This window comes from Kitasatospora sp. Xyl93, from assembly GCF_055383135.1.
Genome location: NZ_AP029185.1, coordinates 2,426,089 through 2,447,237, shown reverse-complemented (window position 1 = coordinate 2,447,237; position 21,149 = coordinate 2,426,089). Strand labels below are relative to the sequence as shown.

Sequence of the window (21,149 nt, the reverse complement as noted above, 5' to 3'; positions counted from 1 at the left end):
CGCAGGCCGCGCGCCGAGCCAGATGCAGGGGTCGCACGCCCCGAGCCGCAGGCCGCGCCGCCGCGCCGCCCCGAGCCGCAGGCCGCGCTCCGCGTCGCCGTGCTCCGCGCCGCCGTGCTCCGCGCCGCCGCGGACCCCGAGCCGGGCGTCGGCGGTAACCGGCCAATGCGGCTTGAGCGGTTCTTGGTATCGCCTTGACTCTTGACAGTGGGTCATGTCCGCGACAGCTTTGGTGGACCCCCACCCGTGGACCCCCCACACCGAGAGGTCTCTCATGAAGAAGCCGCTCATAGGCACGGTCGCGACGCTCCTGGTGGCCGGGGCCACCGCCCTCGTCGGAGCCGTCCCGGCCCAGGCCGCAGCCCCCGCGACCAAGCCGGTCGCCGAGCCCGTTGCCGCCGTCAACTTCGCCGGGACGGTCGCACTCAGCAACTGCTCCGGCTCGCTGGTGCGGATGCCCGGCTCGGCCGCGAGCGACCCGGCCCTCGTGCTCTCCAACGGCCACTGCCTGGAGACCGGCATGCCCGGCCCGGGCGAGGTGGTCCTCAACCGGACCTCCAGCCGGTCCTTCACCCTGCTCAACGGGAGCGGCAGCGGCGTCGGAACCCTGCGCGCCACCAAGATCGTCTACGGCGCGATGACCGACACCGACGTGTCGATCTACCAGCTGAACACCACCTACGCCTCGATCCAGTCCCGGTACGGGATCGCCCCGTTGACCATCGCCGCCACCCACCCGGTCCAGGGCACCTCGATCCGGGTCGTCTCCGGCTACTGGAAGAAGATCTACTCCTGCTCGGTCGACGGCTTCGCCTACCGGTTGAAGGAAGCCGACTGGACCTTCAAGGACTCGGTCCGCTACACGTCCACCTGCAACGTGATCGGCGGCACCTCCGGCTCGCCGGTGGTCGACGCCTCGACCGGCCAGGTGGTCGCCGTCAACAACACGATCAACGAGAACGGCGAGCGCTGCACCATGGACAACCCGTGCGAGGTGGACCAGAACGGCGCGGTGACGGTCCGCCAGGGCATCGGCTACGCCCAGGAGACCTACGGGATCCCGGCCTGCTTCGCCGCCGGCAACCGCTTCGACCTTACCCTCCCCGGGTGCACCCTGCCCCGCCCGTAAGACGGCCAGGGCACCCCGAGCGGCCAGGGCAACCCCACTGACCAGCACTTTTTCCCCGATGGGCCATCCGCGAACAGCGGGTGGCCCATTCGGCCGTCCATCGGTCGGCCGCCGCACCACCCACGCCGCCCGGCCGTTCCGGCAGGCGGCAGTCATACCAGTTGAACAGATGGAGAGTTGATGACCACCACCGTGAGAAGGCTGCTGGCTTCCGCCCTGCTGATACCGCTGCTCGCGATCGGCGGCCTGGCGAGTCCGGCGTCCGCCGCCGACGGCCAGAGCGCCCAGGGGGGCCAGGACGCGCAGAGCGAGGCGTCCCGCCACGGCCGCAGCCCCGCCGACGACCCGACCGCCGACATCAAGGACCGCCTGGCGGCGATCCCCGGGGTGACCATCACCGAGGAGAAGCCGACCACCACCGGTCACCGCTACTTCCTCGCCACCTACACCCAGCCGATCGACCACTTCCGGCCCTGGCTGGGCACCTTCCAGCAGCGCTTCAGCCTGCTGCACCGCGGCTACGACCGCCCGACCGTCTTCTACACCAACGGCTACACCCTGGGCACCAACCCGTCCCGCACCGAGCCGACCCGGCTGGTGGACGGCAACCAGGTGTCCATCGAGTACCGGTTCTTCACCCCCTCCCGCCCGGAGCCGGCGGACTGGTCGAAGGCCGGCATCCGCCAGGGCGCCGCGGACTCGCACCGGCTGGTGACCGCGCTCAAGCGGATCTACCAGGAGGAGTGGCTGTCCACCGGCGCCAGCAAGGGCGGCATGTCCTCCACCTACTTCCGCCGCTTCTACCCGGACGACGTGTCCGGCACGATCGCCTACGTCGCGCCGAACAACACCAACGTCAACGACTCCGAGCCCTACAGCGAGTTCTTCCGCACCGTCGGCACCCCCGAGTGCCGGGCCAGGCTGAACGCCGCCCAGCGTGAGCTGCTGGTGCGCCGCGACCGCCTGGAGGCCCGCTACGTCGCCGACAACCAGGCGGCCGGTTCCACCTTCAAGACCCTCGGCACCCCGGACCGTGCGTACGAGGCCGGCGTGCTGGACGTGGTCTGGGCGTTCTGGCAGTACAGCCTGGAGGCCGACTGCGCCAAGGTCCCGGTGGCCGCCACCGCGACCGACGACGAGCTGTACGCCTGGTTCGACGCGCAGTCCGGCATCACCGGCAACAGCGACCAGTCGCTGGCGAAGTACACCGCGTACTACTACCAGGCCGCCACCGAGCTGGGCGCGCCGTTCTTCGACGTGTCGCACCTCGACGGCGTGCTGCACTACGACTACAAGGAGCTCTATTCGGTCCGCACCTTCGTGCCGAAGGAGATCCCGACCGTCTTCAACCGGAACGCGATGCCCGACATCGACCGCTGGGTGAAGCGCGAGGGCGAGCGGATCATGTACGTCTACGGCGGCAACGACCCGTGGGGCGCCAAGCCGTTCCGCCTCGGCCGGGGCAGCGAGGACAGCTACGTCTACACCGTGCCCGGCGGCAACCACGGCTCCAAGATCGAGCAGCTGCCCGCCGCCCAGTCGGCGCAGGCCGTCGCCAAGGTGCTGGAGTGGGCCGGTCTGAGCGACCCGAACGCCGCCCGCTCGCTCACCAAGTCGCCGCAGGCGGGCGCCGAGTTCGGCCCGCTGGACGTCGAGGGCCGGCGCCTGGAGCAGGAGCGCCGCCCGCTGTAGCGCTCGCGCGGCAGGGCCGCGGCACGGAGCAATGAGGAGGAGGTCGCCCCGCGTTCCCGGGGCGGCCTCCTCGCGCGTTCCGCGAGTGCCGCCCGACCGGGCCTGTCCACCCCCTCCCCGAAGCAGTGAATCAGTGCTTCAATGCTTCCATGGCCTACCGACGCACCCCCGCCGTACAAGCCCGCCTGGACGCCCAGCGTGAAGCGGTCCTCCAGTCGGCGGTCGGCCTGCTCGCCGAGCGCGGCTACGGCGGCTGCACGATGGCCGCCGTAGCGGACCGCGCCGGGATCGCCACCGGCAGCCTCTACCAGCACTTCTCCGGCAAGGCCGACCTGTCGGTGCAGCTGTTCCGCCGGGTGGTCACCCACGAGATCGACGCGGTCAACGCGGCGGTGGCCGTCCGGGACACCCCGCAGCGGCGGATCGCCGCCGTGGTCGAGACCTTCGCCGCCCGCGCCCTGCGCGCGCCCCGGCTGGCGTACGCGCTGCTGGTCGAGCCGGCCGACGCGGTCGTGGACGAGGAGCGCCTGGTGTTCCGGCGGGCGTTCCGGGACGTCATCGCCACCGAGATCGCCGCCGCCGTGGCGAGCGGCGAACTGCCCGAGCAGGACCCGGTACTGACCGCCGCCGCCCTGGTCGGAGCGGTCGGCGAGGCCCTGGCCGGCCCACTGGCCGCCGCCCCGGTCACACCGGCCGCACCGGCCGCACGGACCACACCGGCCACGACGCTCGAAGCCGATCCCGAACGGCGCGACAGCAGCCCCAGCGACAACCCAACGAGCGACAGCAGCCCCGGCGACAGCCCCCCGAGCGACAGCAGCCCCGGCGACAACCCGCCGAGCGACACCACCACGGTGGTCCCCGCCCTGGTCTCCTTCACCCTGCGTGCCCTGGGAGGACGCGATGACAGCGACGCATGAGGTCACCAACCAGGTGCCCCTGCCGTACGGACACGACACCGCCGCCGACCCCACCCTGCTCGCCGCCCTCCAGCGGGCCGGCGCCGGCTGGGCCGAGCCCGAGCTGCGCGAGCTGGGCCGGCTGGCCGGTTCCGAGCAGGCCGCCGAGTGGGGCCGGCTGGCCAACGAGAACCCGCCGGTGCTGCGCACCCACGACCGCTTCGGCCACCGGATCGACGAGGTCGAGTTCCACCCGTCCTGGCACGAGCTGATGCGCACCGCCGTCTCGTACGGCCTGCACGCCGCGCCCTGGCGCGACGAGCGCCCCGGGGCCCACGCCGCCCGCGCCGCCAGGTTCTTCGTCTGGGGCCAGGTCGAGGCCGGCCACACCTGCCCGGTTTCGATGACCTACGCCGCCGTCCCGGCCCTGCGCGCCAACCCCGCGCTGGCCGCCGAGCTGGAGCCGCTGCTGGCCGCCCGGGAGTACGACTTCGGGCTGCGCGAGCCGCGCACCAAGCGCGGGCTGATCGCCGGCATGTCGATGACCGAGAAGCAGGGCGGCTCGGACGTCCGCACCAACACCACCACCGCCGCTCCGCAGTCGGACGGCACCTACCGGCTCACCGGCCACAAGTGGTTCACCTCGGCGCCGATGTCCGACCTCTTCCTGACGCTGGCCCAGGCGCCGGGCGGCCTCAGCTGCTTCGCGCTGCCGAGGGTCCTGCCGGACGGCAGCCGCAACCGCCTGCAGCTGATGCGGCTGAAGGACAAGCTCGGCAACAAGTCCAACGCCTCCGCCGAGCTGGAGTACGACGGCGCGGTCGGCTGGCTGGTCGGCGAGGAGGGCCGGGGCGTCCCGACCATCATCGAGATGGTCAACATGACCCGCCTGGACTGCACCGTCGGCGCGGCCTCCGGCATGCGCTACGGCGCCACCCGCGCGGTCCACCACGCCCTGCACCGGCGGGCGTTCGGCAGGGCGCTGGTCGACCAGCCGCTGATGCGCAACGTGCTCGCGGACCTGGTGGTGGAGTCCGAGGCGGCCACGATCGTCGCCATGCGGCTCGCCCAGGCCACCGACCGGGCCCTCGCCGGGGACGGGACCGAGGCGCTGGTCCGGCGGCTGGGCCTGGCGGTGGCCAAGTACTGGGTGTGCAAGCGCGGTCCGGCGCACTCCGCCGAGGCGCTGGAGTGCCTGGGCGGCAACGGCTACGTGGAGGAGTCCGGGATGCCCCGGCTCTACCGGGAGGCGCCGCTGGTGTCGATCTGGGAGGGCTCCGGCAACGTCGCCGCCCTGGACGCGCTGCGCGCCATGGCCAAGCGCCCGGAGACCGTCGAGGCCTTCCTCGGCGAACTCGACGCCGCCGCGGGCGCGGACCGCCGGCTGGACGCGGCCGTCGCCGCACTGCGCAAGGAGCTGACCGACCCGGGGGACCTGGAGTACCGCACCCGCCGACTGGTCGAGTCGATGGCGCTGGCCTTCCAGGGCTCGCTGCTGGTCCGGTACGGCAGCCCGGCGGTGGCCGACGCCTTCTGCGCGAGCCGGCTGGGCGGCGACCACGGCGGGGCCTTCGGCACCCTGCCGGCCGGGGTCGACACCGGGGCCGTCATCGACCGCGCCCGCCCGGTGATCGCGTGAGCGGTCAGGAGGCCGACGGCGTACGGAGGTTCTGGCGGTCGCTCGGCCTGCCCGGGCTGATCGACGTGCACACCCACTTCATGCCGAAGAACGTCCTCGACAAGGTGTGGGCGTACTTCGACGCGGCCGGCCCGCTGGTGAACCGCCCCTGGCCGATCACCTACCGCGAGGCCGAGGAGCAACGGGTCCGGCGACTGCGGGACTTCGGCGTCCGGGCGTTCACGTCGATGCTCTACCCGCACAAGCCGGGCATGGCCGGCTGGCTGAACGCCTGGGCCGCCGACTTCGCCGCCCGCACCCCCGAGTGCCTGCACACCGCGACCTTCTTCCCCGAGCCCGAGGCGCCGGGCTACGTGGCCCGGGCCATCGAGGACGGCGCCCGGGTGTTCAAGGCGCACCTCCAGGTCGGCGGTTACGACCCGGCGGACCCGCTGCTGGACGGGGTGTGGGGGCTGCTCGCCGAGACCGGCACCCCGGTGGTCACCCACTGCGGGTCCGGGCCGGTGCCGGGCAAGTTCACCGGCCCCGGCCCGATCGGCGCGGTGCTGGAGCGGCACCCCGGCCTGGTCCTGGTGGTCGCCCACCTCGGGATGCCCGAGTACCGCGACTTCCTCGACCTGGCCGAGCGCCACCCGGCCGTCCGGCTGGACACCACCATCGCGTTCACCGACTTCGCCGAGGCCGACGCCCCGTTCCCGCAGGAGGAACTGCCGCGCCTGCGCGGGCTCCGGGACCGTGTCCTGCTCGGGAGCGACTTCCCCAACATCCCCTACCGGTACGTCCACCAGCTGGAGGCGCTGGCCGGGCTGGGGCTGGGGGAGGAGTGGCTGCGGGCGGTCTGCCACGACAACGCGGCCGCCCTGTTCGGACTCCCCGCCCCGGTGGTCGGCTGACCGTCCGCGGTCTCTGCGGCACCTGCGGTCTCGGCGGCACCCGCGGCACCCGCGGCGCCGCCGACCACGGGTGCGGCACCAGGCCGGTCCGCCGGATGCCCGGCGGACCGGACCGGGCGTTACCTGCGGGGTAATCGACGCCCGCCGCCCCACCGGGCAGGGTGGAGCCACCCGGTGAGGCCGCCACGGCCCCGGGCTCCCACCCCCGACAGGAGGCGATCCGCCATGTCCGCCCACGCGAACACCCTCACGCCCGCCCGGCCCGGTTCCGCCTTCTCGCCGTGGACGGTGCGCGGCACGCTCGTCCTGGACGCGCTGGTCACCGGCGGCAACGGCCTGGCCTACCTGGCCTTCTCCGGCCCGCTCGGCGAGCTGCTCGGCGCCGGCCGCGCCACCCTGGTCGACGTCGGGCTCTTCCTCCTCGGGTACGCGTTCGCGGTGGGCGCGCTCGCCGCCCGGCGGCAGCCGCCGGTGTTCGGGGTGCGGGCGGTGGTCGACCTCAACCTGGCCTGGGTGGTGCTCAGCCTGGTCGCGATGGAGCTGTGGCTGGAGCCGACCACCGCCGGGCTCGTCTGGATCCCGCTGCAGGCCGGGACCGTGGCCCTGTTCGCCGTCCTCCAGATCACCGCCCTGCGGCGAGAGGCCCGGACGCGGGACTGAGGAGCGGGGCTGAGGAGCAGGACCGAGGAGCGGGACTGAGGCGCGGGGCTGAGGCGCGGGGCTGAGTGCCGGGCGCAGACCGAGCCCCGGGCTACCGCTCCGGCCCGACCACCGCCTGTAGGAACCGCACCGTCTCCGCGTCGGCCGGTAGGAAGGTCTCCATGGCCAGCTCGGAGACGGTGACGTCCAGCGGCGTGTTGAAGGTCGCGATGGTGGAGAGGAAGGAGAGCACCCGCCCCTCGTACCGGATCCGCAGCGGCAGCGCGAACGGGAAGTCGTCGGCGCCGGGCCCTTCCTCGGCCGGCCCGTCGCCCTGGTCCCCGGCCGGTTCGGGGTAGCCGCGGACCTCCTCGTACAGCCGGCGCAGCGGCTCGGCGCGGACCAGCTCCAGCTGCCGTTCCATCCGCTCCAGCAGGTGCTGCCGCCACTGCCGGAGGTTGACGATGCGCGGTGCCAGCCCGTCCGGGTGCAGGGTCACCCGGATCGCGTTGAACGGCGGCTCCAGCAGGTGCGGGGCGACGCCGTCCATCAGCAGCCCGAGCGAGCGGTTGGCCGCCAGCACCCGGAAGGACCCGTCGACCACGACCGCCGGGTACGGGTCGTGGGCGGCCAGCAGCCGTTCCAGCCCCGCGCGCAGCGCGGCCATCGACGGGTCGTCCAGCGGCGTCTCGGGGTAGTGCGGGGCGTAACCGGCCGCCAGTAGCAGGGTGTTGCGCTCGCGCACCGGCACGTCCAGCTGCTCGGCGAGCCGCAGCACCAGCTCCCGGCTGGGCCGGGAGCGGCCGTTCTCGACGAAGCTGAGGTGGCGGGTCGAGGAGTCCGCCCGCAGCGCCAGTTCCAGCTGGCTGAGTTGCCGTCGTTCCCGCCAGCCCCGCAGCAGCGGGCCGACACCGGTTCCCGTCGGGCTGCCCATGCCCGCCATGATCGTCATGGCCCAGGACGGTACTCGAACGAGCCCGGTCGACGGGAGGGGGCGACGGGGACCAGCGGGGACCCGCGGTGACCCGCGGCGGTGGTCAGCGGGGATCCGGAGAGCGGGGTCAGACGCCGGTGCTCGACCCCGGGCGGACGACCATGAGCACCACGACCACGGCCCACAGCAGGTTGAACACCCCGGCGGTCATCGGCAGCGTCTTCAGGCCGCTGACGGCCTTGGCGTGCTGCTCGTCCGACGGGTCGAGTTCGAGCGCGTCCACGGCGGCCTGCTGGCCGGGCAGCACGAAGAGCAGCAGCGCGAGCGCGGCGACCGCGGTCAGCACCATCGAGACGATCACCCAGGACTGCCCGAGCACGTCCATCACCTGGGCCAGGCCGATGCCCAGCACCGGCACCGCGACCCCGAGCAGCGCGTAGACCTGGGTGATCCGGTGCAGCACCCGCAGCACACCGGCGTCGGAGGCCCGGTCCGGACCGCCGGCTGCCAGCGCGGCCTTCGCCCGGCGGGGGAACATGCTGACGGCCACCGCGACCGGGCCTATGAACAGGACCGACACGAGGACGTGCAGGCTCAGCAGCAACTTGGCCATGGCGGGGGCACCCTCTTGAATCCGGTGGGCAGCTGGTCGGCGGGCACGCGCGTTCGACGTGCCCACGACGAGGCACGCTAACACCGCTTATCCACCGGCCCACCGCGCGGGTGGGCGCCGGGGGCCGCCCCCGGCCCCGGTGCTCAGCCCGCCGTGGTGAGCTCCACGATCCGGGCCGGGGCGGTGCTGACGGCCGCGACGGCGGCGGCGTGCTCCGGGTCGGCCCAGTCGAGCAGGTGCAGGTCCTCCCACCGGCTGCGCAGCGGTGCGCCCGGCGGGACGGACAGCGGCAGCCCGGAGAGGTCGACCCGGCCGAGGGTGTCCAGGCTGGCCCGGCCGATCTTGATCAGCGACTCCTTGCGCACCCAGAGCCGCAGGAACGCCTGCTCCGGCTCCGCGTCGGCCTCGACGAGGGCCAGCTCCGCCGGGGCGAGCACCCGACGGGCGACCGAGCGCAGCGAGCCGCCCCGGGCGGACAGCTCGACGTCCACCCCGACCGGCTGGAACCCGGCACCGGCGGCGACCACGCCCCGGGTGTGCGACAGGCTCACGTGCACCCCGGGGTGGTCCGGCAGGTAGGGCTTGCCGTGGTCGGCGAGCCCGCAGTCCGGGCACTGCTGGGCGAGGACGAGGCCGGCCACCGGAACGCCGAGCAGCCGGGCGGCGCAGAGCCGGACCAGCAGGTGCCCGGCGGTGAAGTCGATCCGCCCGGACTCGTGCCGGAAGCGCGCGGCGCGCTCCCGTTCCAGGTCGGTCAGCAGGTGTTCGCCCGCCTCGGGGTGCCGCAGTACGGCGTCGGCGGACGCGACGGCGACGAGCGGCGCGCTCTGTTCCTGGGCCTCGGTGGTCATGCGTCCAACCTAGGGCCTGCCGCCAAACTCCCGTTTGCGGGGCGGCGCCAGGGCACGCACCTCGCCGCGTTGTCGTCGGTCGCCAATGGCCCCCAGCCTCCGGCCGGGAGGTGCCCCCACCGCAGTGGCTCCCTCCTCCGCCTTGCGATGCACGCACCCCAACGCCGCCCCGCCCGCCCTCCGGGCGAACGACGGGAGTTTGGCGGCAGGCCCAAGGGCCTGCCGCCAAACTCCCGCTTGCCCGGGCGATCGCTGCTCCGTACGGATGAATTTCAGCTCCGAACTGAGGATCTGTAAGGTGTGAATAGTCCGATTTAAGGTTTGATGTCCCGGATCTGCTGGATCGCCGGCAGATGGCACGGAACGCGGCAGTCCGTCCGGGCCTGCTCCTTTCTCACGCACGGAGGAATTGTCGATGGGTCAGGTCACCGGTTCGTCGGATCACAGGACCGCCGCCGCGAGGACCCCGGCCGCGCCCGGGCGCCGGGCCGGCCGGGTCGCCGTGGCGACCGCCGTCGCCGCGCTGCCGCTGGCCGCGGTGCTGACGACCGGTTCGGCCGCTCCGCTGGCCCCGCCGCCGGGTGCCTGCTCCGGGTCCGACTGCCCCAGTGCCTGGCCGCCGCCGCACAACGGCGACTTCCCCGGCCGGGACGCCGCCGTCAACGTCTTCACCGGCGGCGACTACACCGTGAACGGCCGGGCTGCGGAGGCCGAGGGCAAGATCGTCACGCTGGGGAAGCTGACCGTCGACAAGAACGGCGGCGGCGTCTACAACATGGGCGTCGTCGGCGTCGGCTCTCGCGTGGTGCCGCCGAACGGCAGCGACTTCGTGACCACCGGCGGCGACGTCGACGTCAGGACCGGCAACAGCGTCCTGATCGGCGGCAGCGACTCGCACGGCCCGGCGTTCGGCAACCTGCGCCACGCCGGCCCGGTCACCGGCACCGTGAGCATCGACCCGACGGGCGAGTCGATCCAGGACCCGGACGCCGTCGTGCCCTACCGGTCGGTGCCGGCCCGGATCCAGGAGGTCTCCGACTGCGTCGGCCGGGCCGCCGCGACCGGCACCGTCGCGGTCACCGCCAACGAGGCGACCTTCACCGGGGACGGGACCAGCATGAGGCAGGTCTTCAACGTCACCCGGAGCCTCGCGTCGCCGACCGGTGGGCAGATCGGCCTGGTCTTCGACGGCATCCCGGCCGGCGCCACCGTCGTGGTGAACATGCTCGGGGACAGCCCGGTCATCAACACCTACACCGGTACCGGTCTGGCGGGCGACCGGACCACCGAGCTGCGCTCCAAGCTGGTGTACAACTTCCCGACCGCGAGCTCGGCGCGGATCCTCGGCAGCGCCCAGTTCCAGGGCTCGGTCATGGCCGGCAATCCGAGCGGCACCACGACGATCGCCCAGCCGGGCATGAACGGCCGGGTGTACCTCGCGGGCAACCTGATCCACACCGGCACCGGCGGCTACGAGATCCACAGCTACCCGTTCGACGGCGACCTGCCGGACTGCGCCGTGACGCCCAGCCCGTCGCCGACCTCGCCGACGCCGTCCCCCTCCCCGACGTCGCCGGGTCCGACGTTCCCATCGCCGACGGCCCCGTCATCGACCTCGCCGGGCCCGACCTCGCCGGGCCCGACCTCGCCGGGCCCGACGCCCACCTCGTCCGCGCCGACCTCGCCGTCGGCGACCGCGACGACGTCGAGTGCGGCCCCGACCAGCCACCGCCCGACCGGGGATCCGACCAGCCCCCACCCCGGTGGCGGCGGTGAGCTGCCCTCCACCGGCGCGGGCAACGCCTCGGTGGTCCTCGGCCTGGCGGGCGTCGGCCTGCTCGGCCTCGGCGGTCTGGCCGTGCTGGCCGCCCGCCGTCGCGGTCGCCACAGCTGACGGACCGTACGGCGGAGGCGCCGAGGCGCCGAGGCACTGAACAGCCGAACAGTCGAGCAGCTGAACGGTCGAGCAGCCGAACAGCGGCGCAGGCCGCCCGGGTCGAACCGACCGGGTGGCCTGCGCCGCTTCCGCTTCCATCCGCGCCGCCGCCCCGTTCCCCGGCTCCGGCCGGCTACCGCTCGCCCGGGTAGTGGGCGAGGCCCGAGCCGAGCAGCCCGAAGGCGCGGTCCACCGCCGCCTCCACCCGGGTCCGCACGGTCTCGGCGGGCTCCCCGGCCACCACGGCCCGCCGGACCTCGCCGAGGACGGCCCGGTGCGCCCCCGCGACGGCTCCGGCCACGATCCGGGGGAGGGGGTCCTCCGGTGCGGCCCCCGACTCCTCGGCCAGGGCGGCCGCGAGCGCCGCCTCGGCCCGTTCGCCGAGCTCCAGCAGCCGGGCCCGCAGGGCGGCGCTGTCCTCGACGATCCGCCAGAACGCCGCCATCCCCGGGTCCAGCCCGACCGTCGGCTCCGCGTTCGCGAAGGCGGTCAGCAGGTCGTCCCGGACGGCGTCCACGGCCGTGCTGCCCGCCGGGCGGTGCCGGACCACGGCGGCCAGGTGGGCGACCACCTCCTCCTGCCGGTCGAAGAAGAGGTCCTCCTTGGTCGGGAAGTAGTTGAAGACCGTGTTCGGCGAGACCCCGGCGGCCCGGGCCACCTCGACCACCGTGACCCGGTCGAACCCGCGCTCGGCGAACAGGCCCATGGCGGTGTCGGACAGCAGCTCCCGGGTCTGCTGCTTCTTGAGTTCGCGAAGTCCCATGGCCGGATTCTATCCGTAGATCGTGGTGTCACTCCAAACTTGCAGTGACACCAAAAATATCGGCTACGGTGGCGGCATGACCTTCACCTTCGGCATCTACCCCGGCGGGGCGGCCGGTGACGACACCGGTGTGATCACGCCCGCCCGCCCCGACGACCCGGCCCGGATCACCGCCGCCCTGCGCCTGCTCCAGGGCGGCGCGGCGGAGTTCCTGGTCCGCGCCTACCGCTCGTACCCGGGCGGCGAGCACACCCCGGAGCGGCCCGAGCGGTACGCCGTCGAGGGCCGCCGGCTCGACCTGGTGGTCCAGTACCGGGAGCGCGGCGGGGAGTTGGCGGGCTGGCTGGACTTCGTCCGGCGGACGGTCCGGACCGAGGGGCACCGCCTCGCCCTGCTGCAGATCTGCGAGGAGCCCAACCTCGACCTCCCGCCCGTGGACGGCAGCATCCCCAACGTCCGCCGGGCGCTGGTCGAGGGCGTGGTCGCGGCCAAGGAGGAGGCGCTGGCCCACGGATTCGACCGGCTGGCCGTCGGCTTCAACGCGGTGCCCTCCTTCGACCCCGCGGACACCTTCTGGCCCGAGCTCGGCCGGCTCGCCGACGAGCGCTTCCACCGGGCCCTGGATTACGTCGGCCTGGACTTCTTCCCGGACGTCTTCCGCCCCGTCCCGCCCGGTCGACTCGCCGACGCGGTACGGGCGGTGCTCACCGGGTTCCGCCGGGACACGTTGCCGCGGGCCGGGATCGGGCCCGGCGTCCCGCTGCGGATCTGCGAGAACGGCTGGCCCACCGGCCCCGGGCGCAGCGAGGCGCGGCAGGCCGAGGTGGTGGCGGAGGTGGTCCGGACGGTCGCCGGGCTCGCCGCCGAACTCAACGTCGCCGGCTACGCGTTCTTCGCCCTGCGCGACGCGGACAGCGCGGGCGCCGGACCGTTCCCGCACTTCGGCCTGCTGCGCGACGACTACACGCCCAAGCCGGCCTTCGCGGTCTACCGCGCGCTGGTCGAGGAGCTGACGAACTGACGCCCCGCGCAGGCCGGTTCCTCTCGAAGGAGGAGCGCGCCACCGGTGCCCGGGGGCCGGGGCGCGTCCCGCGGATCCCTGCCGGGTGCACGGCAGGGATCCACCGGGCGCGCCCTACGTCACCTCGCCCCGGCGGGAGAAGCGCTCCGCCCGCCACTCACCGGTCTCCAGCACCTCGGCCAACTGCCGGGCGGCGTCCCAGACCTCGGTGTACGAGAGGTAGAGCGGCGTGAAGCCGAAGCGCATCAGGTCCGGCGCCCGGAAGTCGCCGATCACCCCGCGTTCGATCAGCGCCTGCACCACCGGGTAGCCGTCGGCGTGCCGCAGCGCGACCTGGCTGCCGCGCCGGGCGTGCTCGCGCGGGGTCACCACCTCGATGCCGTCCAGCCGCTCGGTCAGCGAGACGAACAGGTCGGTCAGCGCCAGGCTCTTCGCCCGGACCGCCGCCAGGTCGACCCGCTCCCAGACGTCCAGCGAGGCGCCGAGGGCGGCCTGGCCGAGCAGCGAGGGCGAGCTGGTCAGGAACCGGCCGATGCCCGGCTTCGGGTCGTACCCGGGCTCGAAGGCGAACGGCCGGGCGTGGCCGAACCAGCCGCTCAGCGGCTGGAGCGGGCCGGCCGCCAGGTGCCGCTCGGCGACGTACAGGAAGGCCGGTGAGCCGGGGCCGCCGTTCAGGTACTTGTAGGTGCAGCCGACCGCGAAGTCCGCTCCCGCGGCGTCGAGTTCGATCGGCAGCGCGCCCACCGAGTGGCACACGTCCCAGATCATCAGGGCGCCCGCGGCCCGGACCCGGGCGGTGATGCCGGGCACGTCCAGCAGCTCGCCGGTGCGGTAGTCCACGTGCGAGAGGACGACCGCGGCGACGTCCCCGTCCAGGTGGCGGTCCAGCTCCTCGGGGCGGATCAGCGTGCTGCGCGCGCCCTCGACCAGGCCGGTCACGCCCTCGGCGATGTACAGGTCGGTCGGGAAGGCCTCGGCGTCGCCGAGCACCGTGCGCCGGCCCGGGCGCAGCCGCAGCGCGGCCGACAGCACCTTGAACAGGTTGACCGAGGTGGTGTCGCAGACGACCACCTGCGCCGGACCGGCGCCGATCAGCGGTGCGATCCGCCGTCCCAGCCGGTACGGCTGCTCGAACCAGCCGGCGTCGTTCCAGCTGCGGATCAGCTCCCGGCCCCACTCCTCCTCGACCACCTGGCGCACCCGCTCGGGCGTGCGCACCGGCAGCGCGCCCAGCGAGTTGCCGTCCAGGTAGATCACTCCGTCCGGCAGGGCGAACTCCTTGCGGAACGCCGCCAGCGGGTCGACGGCGTCCAGCGCCTCGCATTCCTCGCGCGTGGTCATGCCCGTCCCTTCCTCGTCATCCGTGTGTCCGGCCCGTCCCGTTCCCGAAGTGCCCGCCACCGCCGTCGCGGCCGTCGCAGCCGCCGTGGCCGTCATGTCCGTCTCCGCCGTCACAGCCCGTCCCGGACCGTCCACAGCTCCGGGAACACGTCCTGCTCGGCCGACTTGCGCAGCCAGGTCAGCCCGCTGGAGCCGCCCGAGCCGGGCTTGCCGCCCATCGTCCGCTTGACCGCCGAGAGGTGCCGCTGGCGCCATCGGGTGACCCGCTCGGCCACGTCCAGCAGGGCCTCGGCGAGCGGCTGGAGCGCGGCGAACTCCGGCTCGGTGTAGACCCGCCGCCAGGCCGCCTCGACCTCCGCGGACGGCTGGTACCGCCGCTCGGAGGGGGCCTGCCGGGGGGCGAGGCCGCGGCGCGCCAGCAGGGCCAGCGCCTCGTCGTACAGGCCGGGGGAGCGCAGCGCCTCGGCCAGCTCGGCCTGGGTGCCGGGCATCCCGTCGTACATGTTCAGCAGTGCGGCGTTCTTGTTGCCGAGCAGGAACTCCAGCCGCAGGAAGGCGGAGGACTGGAAGCCGGAGGCCTCGCCGAACAGCGCGCGGAAGGAGTTGAACTCGTGCGGGGTCATGGTGGCCAGCAGGTCCCAGGACTCCACCAGGACGTCCTGCACGTGGGTGCCCCGGCGCAGCGCGGCCAGCGCGGCGGTCAGGTCGTCCTCGCGCAGCGCCTGCCCGGCGAGCGTCCACTCGTGCCGCAGCAGGTCGAACAGCAGCTCCATCACCTGGGTGGTGACGATGAACGACAGCTCGGCGGGCTCCTCGCTGCGCGGGTGCTGCAGGCCGTGCAGTTCGTCCAGGCGCGCGTACTGGGCGTACGGGGTCCCTCGGCCCGGTGCTCCGCCGCGACCGAACGACAGCTTGGGCGTCTCCACCGTGTCGTGCCCCATACCCGATGCCTCCTGATCCTCCGGGCCCCGTCGCCCGGTCCGGTGATCCAGCCGGACTGCCGGGTTCCACCGGGTGCCCATTGTGCGGCGGCGGTGCCCCCCGCTTGAATGGTCGACGGGCATCGCAACCGCGTTCGGAGCTGTCGTTCGCGAGGCGTTGCGCCGATTCGCTTTACGAACGGAAATCCCTTGATCCCGACCACCCGGGAGGTCGCCTTGGACGCCGTCGACCGTCGTCTGCTCGCCGAGCTCCAGGCCGACGCCCGGCTCTCGTACAACGAACTCTCCCGCCGGGTGAGCCTGTCCGCACCCGCGGTGGCCGAACGGGTCCGCCGGCTGGAGTCCGAGGGGGTGATCAGCGGCTACCACGCCCACGTGGACCTCACCAGGGCAGGGCTGCCGATCACCGCGCTGGTCCAGATCCAGTGCTACGGCCCGCGCTGCGTGCTGCGCGACCCGGAGGTGCCGACCTGGCCGGAGGTGGTGCAGCTGCACCGGGTCACCGGCGGGGCGTGCTGCGTGCTGCTCGTCGCGGTGTCGTCGATGGCCGAGTTCGAGGGGGTGTGCGACCGGCTCGGCCGCTACGGCCAGCCGTCCAGCTCGATGATCCTCTCCAGCCCGGTGCCCTGGCGGCCCGTGGTGCCGCCGCGCTGACCGCCGCCGCGTCGTCGCGCCGGGGCCGGCCGGCGCGCCGGCCTTGACGCGGACGTCAGGGAGTAGGTTCCCGGCATGCCGAACGAGCGCCACATCCTGCTGCTGCCCGGGAGCCTGCGGGCCGGATCCACCAACGAGACCGTGCTGCGCACCGCGGCCGCGGTGGCCGCCGCCACTCCGGGGCTGCGGACCACGTACTACGACGGACTGGCCGGGCTGCCGCACTTCAACCCGGACCTCGACACCGACCCGCTGCCGGAGCCGGTGGCCGCGCTGCGGGCCGCGATCGGGGCGGCCGACGCGCTGCTGGTCTGCACCCCCGAGTACGCCGGGACGCTGCCGGGCGCGTTCAAGAACCTGCTGGACTGGACGGTCGGCGGCATCGAGATCTCGGACAAGCCGACCGGCTGGATCAACGCCGCCGGCCCGGGGCGCGGCCAGGGGGCCGAGGCCACCCTGCGCGCCGTCCTCGGCTACACCGGCGCGGCCGTGCTGGACGAGGCCTGCGTCCGGCTGCCGCCGGCACGCGGGGCCGTCGGCCCGGACGGGCTGGTCGCCGACCCGCTGGTGCGGGAGCGGATCGGCGAGGTGCTGGCCCGCCTCGCGGCGGGCTGACAGGAGGGCTGACAGGAGGGCTGACCGGCTGACCGACCGGCGGGCGGCCCGGCGGGCTCAGTGCCCGGCCGGAAGGTGCACCCCCAGCCCGGCCAGGCCCTCCAGGAACAGTTCCACGCCGACCGCCGCCAGCAGCATCCCGAGCAGCCGCGACAGCACCTCCAGCGACGTGCGGTGGGTGCGTCGCATCAGCGGCGCGAGCACCGCCACGCAGAGGTAGTTGATCACCGCGACGGCCACGTACGCCCCGGCGACGGCGGCCTTCCACCCCCAGTCGTCCTGGTTGAGCGAGGCGACCAGGACGGCCGTGACGGCGAGCGGGCTGGCGATGTACGGCAGCAGCAGTTCGCGGATGCCGTCCACCAGTGGGTTCGCCAGGTGCTCGTCCTCGTCGCCGTCCGAACCGAGGTGGACGCCGAAGACCAGCGCGACGGCGTAGACGAAGAAGATCGCCCCGCCCGCGAGCTGGAGCGACTGGTCGCTGATGTGGAACAGGGTGGTCAGTTCGTCGGCCCCGAAGCCGAGTACCAGGCCGATCACCGCCGAGATGGCCGTGCTCAGCGCCGCCAGCCGCCGCAGCTCCAGGTTGCTCCGGGTCCCGGCCAGCCGGGCGAAGGACAACAGGGTCTTCGGCGGGCCGACCACGGCGAAGAAGGTGATGAAGGCGCTGCTCAGGTTGAAGACGAACATGGGCCAAGCATGGCCGCGGGCCTCCGGGTGGCCGGTCCGCCACGCCCCCGCGGTCGGGCGTGGCGTGAATCTTCTCGCCGGACGGTTCATTCCTGGCCGGCGGCGGATTCGCCCGGATGGCGGCCCCGGCTCGAAGCGGTGGGCGCTCTCGGTTGCTATGGAGACAGGACCGCCACCGAGCAGGTCCACGCCGCCGCGGAAACGAGGATGCGAGATGTGCCTGAACCGTAAGGACCTGGGCCTGCTGGCCCTGCGCAGCGCGGTCGGCGGAGTGCTGATCGCGCACGGCACCCAGAAGCTGTTCGGCTGGTTCGGGGGCGGCGGCCTGGAGGCCACCACCGAGGCCATGGAGCACATGGGCTTCCACCCCGCCCGGCAGAGCGCGCTCGCGGCCGGTCTCGGCGAGGCGGGCGGCGGCGCGCTGCTGGTGGCCGGGCTGGCCACCCCGGCGGCCGGCGCGGTGGTGGCCGGGACGATGGCGGGCGCGGTGTCCGTGCACGCCCCGGCCGGCTTCTTCGCGATGTCCGGCGGCTACGAGTACCCGGCCTTCCTCGGCGCGACCGGGCTGGCGATCGGCCTGGCCGGGGCCGGCCGGTACTCGCTGGACCACCTGACCGGCCACGTCTTCGACCGGCCGTGGGTCGGCCTGGCGTCCTTCGTGGCGAGCGCCGCCGGGGCGTACGGGGTGGTGGCGCGGCGCCGGCACCTGGTGCGGCTGCGCGAGGAGCGGGCCGCGGTGGAGGCGGACTCGCAGGAGGGCTCCGGGCTCTCCTAGGGCTCCGGGCTCTCCTAGGGCTCCGGGCTCTTCCTGGCGCCCGGGCGCACGGCGGGAGTTCGAGGCAGGCCCCAGTGGCCCTCCAGGGCGGCACCGGACCCGTCCGCGGCCGCGTCACCCGGAGGCAGCAGCCCTGCTGGCGGCGGTCCACCGGCCCTCGGAGGGTGGGCGGGAGGTGTGCCGGGCAGCCCGGTGCCGACCGGAAACGAGGGACCGCATGGACCGCCAGCCGCTCGCCCGCGCCCGGGCCCGTCTCCGCCCCGCGGAGGCGGGCCCGAAGACCGGCCCGGGCTCCCCGACCCCGCCGAGGACCACCGCGCAGGACCTGGACGCACCGCCGCTGCGCCACCGACGGTGCGCGGTGGCAGGGGTGTTGGCCGTGGCGGTGGCCGGCGCGGCGGCGCTCGGGGGCTGCTCCTCCGGCAAGAGCGGGAGCAGCGTGGCCTCCTCGGCCGCGGCGGCGGTGGAGAAGGGCGCGAGTGCGGCGGCCTCGGCGCTGGCGTCGGCGGCCGGCGGGGCGGGGGCGGCGATCGCCTCGGCGGAGGCGCAGGCCTCGGCGGCGGTGTCGTCGGCCTCCTCGGCCGTCGCCGGGATCAAGGGCGGGCTGGACGCCAAGGGGGACGTCACCGCGGGGGCGGTGGAGACCGGGTCGGACGGCAAGCCGCAGGTGCCGCTGACCGTCACCAACCACGGCCGGCAGTCGTACCGGTACGTGATCCAGCTGGACTTCACCGACGAGTCCGGCAAGGTGCTGGACGCGACCGCGGTGACCGTCCCGGACGTGGCCGCAGGGCAGAGCGCCCAGGCCACCGCGCACGCCAACCGGAGCCTCTCCGGCACGGTCAAGGCCGAGGTCGCCAACGCCGTCCGCTACTGAGTCCGGCATCCGGCTCCGGCACTCCCGGCTCCGGCACCCGAACTCAGGTGCGGACTCCGCGCGCAGCCGCCCAGCTCAGCGCGGGGGTGGAACCTTAAGCGGGTCTCAAGGCCCGGCAGCCCCCCTTGACGGTTGAGTTGGTCTAGTCCATTTTTATTGCCCAGGTGCAGGGAGCCCCTGAACCGGCGTCAGCGGCCGTGTGCCGCGGGCGCCGGTTCGGCACATCCCGGTAGTCCGTCATGGTCTGATCCGCTCGATTCCCCACCCATGCCTGTCATGTCCCGGTCGTCCGGCCCCACCCCGGACGCGTGCCCCCGGGCCGACGGGTACCCCCACAACCAGGAGTCACGCACCCATGCTGCGCTCACGCATTGAAAGGGCCGGGGCCCCGGCCCCGCAGGGCGGCCGCCGACGCCACCCCAAGAGCCTGGCCGCCATCGCGGCCGGCACCACCGCCTCCCTGCTGCTCGGCGCCGGCCTCGCGCTGTCCGGCGGCGTCGCCGCCAACGCCGCGACCACCAACTCCACCGGCGCGCCCGCCACCAGCGGCGGCATCAAGGTCGCCTACTTCGACCAGTGGTCGATCTACGCGAACGCGTACTACCCCAAGACGATCCAGGACACCGGCGTCGCCAAGAACCTGGACTACCTGATCTACTCGTTCGCCAACATCCACCCGACCGACCTGGGGTGTTTCGAGGCCACCAAGGCCGCCGACACGAACGACAACAACCCCAACGCTGGTGACGGCGCGGGCGACGCGTTCGCCGACTACCAGAAGAGCTTCGGCGCGGACATCTCGGTCGACGGCGTCGGCGACGTCTGGAACCAGCCGATCGCGGGCAACTTCAACCAGCTGAAGAAGCTGAAGGCGAAGAACCCCAACCTCAAGGTCCTGATCTCGCTGGGCGGTTGGACCTACTCCAAGTTCTTCTCGCCGGCCTCCGCCACGGACGCCTCGCGCAAGCACCTGGTGTCGTCCTGCATCGACATGTTCATCAAGGGCAACCTGCCCAGCGAGGCCGGCTACGGCGGCCCCGGCTCCGCCGCCGGGATCTTCGACGGCGTCGACCTCGACTGGGAGTACCCGGGCGGCGGCGGCCACACCGGCAACATCTCCAGCCCGGCCGACAAGCAGAACTTCACCGCGCTGCTGAAGGAGTTCCGCACCCAGCTGGACGCGCAGGGCAAGACCGACGGCAAGACCTACGCCCTGTCGGCGGCGGTCGGCGCCGGCCAGGACAAGATCATGAACGTCGAGACGGACAAGATCGGTCAGTACCTGACCTTCCTCGACGTCATGACCTATGACATGCACGGCGGCTGGGACCCGCAGGGGCCGACCAACCACCAGGCGCCGCTGTACTCGGGCCCGAACGACCCGTCAACCCCGGCCAAGCCGGGCAACGGGAAGTACTCGATCGACAACGCGATCAAGGCCTGGACCGCCGGTGACAAGGAGTACGGCATCCCCGGCGGCTTCCCCGCCAACAAGATCAACATGGGTGTGCCGTTCTACTACCGCGGTTGGACCGGAGTGAAGGACAACGGCAAGCACGGCCTGTTCCAGCCCGCCACCCAGCCGGCGGCCGGCGCGGCGATGTCCGGCAACGTCCCCGGCATCCAGATGTTCAAGGAGCTCGCGGGCTTCGTCGACAACCCGTCCAAGACCTTCTGGGACGACGACGCGAAGACCACGTACTTCTACGACGGCAACACCTTCTGGAGCGGTGAGGACGCCAAGTCGATCCAGGCCAAGATCGACTACGCACACTGCAACGGCCTCGGCGGCTCCTTCGCCTTCTCGCTGTACGACCTGGGCACCAGGACCGGTCTGTTCGACAAGATGGTGAGCGCCACCAACGGCTCGGCCTCCGCCTGCCCGGCCCCGCCGACCGGCACGCCGACCCCGACCCCGACCGGCACGCCCACCGGCACCCCGACCGGCACGCCCACCAGCACCCCCACGGGCACGCCGACCACCACCCCCACCGGGACCCCGACCGGCACCCCGAGCTCCTGCCCGGCCGCCCCGAGCTGGGACGCGAACACCACCTACGCGGCCGGCGGCACCAAGGTCTCGTGGAAGGGCCACTACTACACCAACAAGTGGTGGACCAAGGGCGACGACCCGAGCCTGAGCGGCCAGTGGGGCGTCTGGACCGACAACGGCCCCTGCTGACGACCGACGGACCGCCGAGGGCCTGACGGATCCTCGCAGCACCTGAAGCGACGGGTCCGGCCCGC

Annotated in this window: 20 protein-coding genes; 13 read left to right on the top strand and 7 right to left on the bottom strand. The window is 73.5% G+C overall.

The window, feature by feature from the left end; translation table 11 throughout:
* Positions 1-274 precede the first annotated feature (274 nt).
* The 6 genes from ACZ5GH_RS10690 to ACZ5GH_RS10665 all read left to right on the top strand — a co-directional run bounded on the left by ACZ5GH_RS10690 (position 275) and on the right by ACZ5GH_RS10665 (position 6,912).
* Entirely contained in the window at positions 275-1,129 is an 855-nt protein-coding gene (locus tag ACZ5GH_RS10690) for a S1 family peptidase (protein WP_464334061.1), read from the top strand.
* A gap of 180 nt (positions 1,130-1,309) precedes the next feature.
* A complete protein-coding gene (locus tag ACZ5GH_RS10685; protein ID WP_387748564.1) occupies positions 1,310-2,821 on the top strand; it encodes a S28 family serine protease in 1,512 nt (503 codons plus the stop codon).
* Between the two features lie 149 nt (positions 2,822-2,970).
* On the top strand, positions 2,971-3,741 hold the full coding sequence (locus ACZ5GH_RS10680; RefSeq protein WP_464334060.1) for a TetR/AcrR family transcriptional regulator: 771 nt from the start codon (positions 2,971-2,973) through the stop codon (positions 3,739-3,741).
* Positions 3,725-5,359, top strand: coding sequence for an acyl-CoA dehydrogenase family protein (locus ACZ5GH_RS10675; RefSeq protein WP_387748568.1), 1,635 nt, complete (start codon positions 3,725-3,727; stop codon positions 5,357-5,359). Before ACZ5GH_RS10680 ends, ACZ5GH_RS10675 begins: the two co-directional genes overlap by 17 nt.
* A complete protein-coding gene (locus ACZ5GH_RS10670; protein WP_387748570.1) occupies positions 5,356-6,252 on the top strand; it encodes an amidohydrolase family protein in 897 nt (298 codons plus the stop codon). Before ACZ5GH_RS10675 ends, ACZ5GH_RS10670 begins: the two co-directional genes overlap by 4 nt.
* A 225-nt stretch (positions 6,253-6,477) precedes the next feature.
* Positions 6,478-6,912 (top strand): hypothetical protein, encoded by a 435-nt coding sequence (locus ACZ5GH_RS10665; protein ID WP_464334059.1) that lies wholly within the window; start codon positions 6,478-6,480, stop codon positions 6,910-6,912.
* Positions 6,913-7,003: 91 nt separating this feature from the next.
* Here the strand turns inward: ACZ5GH_RS10665 and ACZ5GH_RS10660 are convergent, their stop codons facing one another.
* The 3 genes from ACZ5GH_RS10660 to ACZ5GH_RS10650 form a co-directional block, all read right to left on the bottom strand.
* Entirely contained in the window at positions 7,004-7,843 is an 840-nt protein-coding gene (locus ACZ5GH_RS10660) for a helix-turn-helix domain-containing protein (RefSeq protein WP_464334058.1), read from the bottom strand.
* Positions 7,844-7,952: 109 nt separating this feature from the next.
* Positions 7,953-8,438: a DUF2269 family protein gene (locus ACZ5GH_RS10655; protein WP_464334057.1), complete on the bottom strand. Its 486-nt coding sequence runs from the start codon at positions 8,436-8,438 to the stop codon at positions 7,953-7,955.
* Between the two features lie 143 nt (positions 8,439-8,581).
* Positions 8,582-9,289, bottom strand: a complete 708-nt coding sequence (locus ACZ5GH_RS10650; protein ID WP_464334056.1) for a 4'-phosphopantetheinyl transferase family protein — start codon at positions 9,287-9,289, stop codon at positions 8,582-8,584.
* 415 nt (positions 9,290-9,704) lie between these two features.
* Here ACZ5GH_RS10650 and ACZ5GH_RS10645 point away from each other — a divergent pair, with 415 nt between their 5' ends.
* The gene (locus ACZ5GH_RS10645; protein ID WP_387748578.1) at positions 9,705-11,183 is read left to right on the top strand and encodes a choice-of-anchor A family protein; all 1,479 of its coding nucleotides are present in this window, start codon (positions 9,705-9,707) and stop codon (positions 11,181-11,183) included.
* Between the two features lie 175 nt (positions 11,184-11,358).
* On the opposite strand, the gene ACZ5GH_RS10640 is transcribed toward ACZ5GH_RS10645, so the two are convergent.
* Positions 11,359-11,988 (bottom strand): TetR/AcrR family transcriptional regulator, encoded by a 630-nt coding sequence (locus ACZ5GH_RS10640; protein ID WP_387748580.1) that lies wholly within the window; start codon positions 11,986-11,988, stop codon positions 11,359-11,361.
* A gap of 76 nt (positions 11,989-12,064) precedes the next feature.
* On the opposite strand from ACZ5GH_RS10640, the gene ACZ5GH_RS10635 reads away from it, so the two are divergent.
* Positions 12,065-13,009, top strand: a complete 945-nt coding sequence (locus ACZ5GH_RS10635) for a hypothetical protein (protein ID WP_387748582.1) — start codon at positions 12,065-12,067, stop codon at positions 13,007-13,009.
* Positions 13,010-13,123: 114 nt separating this feature from the next.
* Here the strand turns inward: ACZ5GH_RS10635 and kynU are convergent, their stop codons facing one another.
* Both kynU and ACZ5GH_RS10625 read right to left on the bottom strand, forming a co-directional pair.
* Complete coding sequence (gene kynU, locus ACZ5GH_RS10630) at positions 13,124-14,350, bottom strand: kynureninase (RefSeq protein WP_464334055.1); 1,227 nt, start codon at positions 14,348-14,350, stop codon at positions 13,124-13,126.
* Positions 14,351-14,460: 110 nt separating this feature from the next.
* Positions 14,461-15,291: a tryptophan 2,3-dioxygenase gene (locus ACZ5GH_RS10625; protein ID WP_387748586.1), complete on the bottom strand. Its 831-nt coding sequence runs from the start codon at positions 15,289-15,291 to the stop codon at positions 14,461-14,463.
* Positions 15,292-15,480: 189 nt separating this feature from the next.
* On the opposite strand from ACZ5GH_RS10625, the gene ACZ5GH_RS10620 reads away from it, so the two are divergent.
* Positions 15,481-15,945, top strand: coding sequence for an Lrp/AsnC family transcriptional regulator (locus ACZ5GH_RS10620; protein WP_387748588.1), 465 nt, complete (start codon positions 15,481-15,483; stop codon positions 15,943-15,945).
* A gap of 75 nt (positions 15,946-16,020) precedes the next feature.
* Positions 16,021-16,560 carry an NADPH-dependent FMN reductase gene (locus ACZ5GH_RS10615; protein ID WP_464334054.1) on the top strand — a complete coding sequence of 180 codons (540 nt, stop codon included), beginning with the start codon at positions 16,021-16,023 and terminating at the stop codon, positions 16,558-16,560.
* 57 nt (positions 16,561-16,617) lie between these two features.
* Here ACZ5GH_RS10615 and ACZ5GH_RS10610 read toward each other — a convergent pair whose 3' ends face one another.
* Positions 16,618-17,250, bottom strand: a complete 633-nt coding sequence (locus tag ACZ5GH_RS10610) for a MarC family protein (protein WP_387748592.1) — start codon at positions 17,248-17,250, stop codon at positions 16,618-16,620.
* A 214-nt stretch (positions 17,251-17,464) separates the two neighbouring features.
* Between ACZ5GH_RS10610 and ACZ5GH_RS10605 the strand changes: the two genes are divergently transcribed.
* From ACZ5GH_RS10605 to ACZ5GH_RS10595, 3 genes are all read left to right on the top strand, one after another.
* A complete protein-coding gene (locus tag ACZ5GH_RS10605; RefSeq protein WP_387748594.1) occupies positions 17,465-18,025 on the top strand; it encodes a DoxX family protein in 561 nt (186 codons plus the stop codon).
* 217 nt (positions 18,026-18,242) lie between these two features.
* The gene (locus ACZ5GH_RS10600; protein ID WP_387748596.1) at positions 18,243-18,902 is read left to right on the top strand and encodes an FxLYD domain-containing protein; all 660 of its coding nucleotides are present in this window, start codon (positions 18,243-18,245) and stop codon (positions 18,900-18,902) included.
* A gap of 355 nt (positions 18,903-19,257) precedes the next feature.
* A complete protein-coding gene (locus ACZ5GH_RS10595; RefSeq protein ID WP_387748598.1) occupies positions 19,258-21,084 on the top strand; it encodes a glycosyl hydrolase family 18 protein in 1,827 nt (608 codons plus the stop codon).
* Positions 21,085-21,149 lie beyond the last annotated feature (65 nt).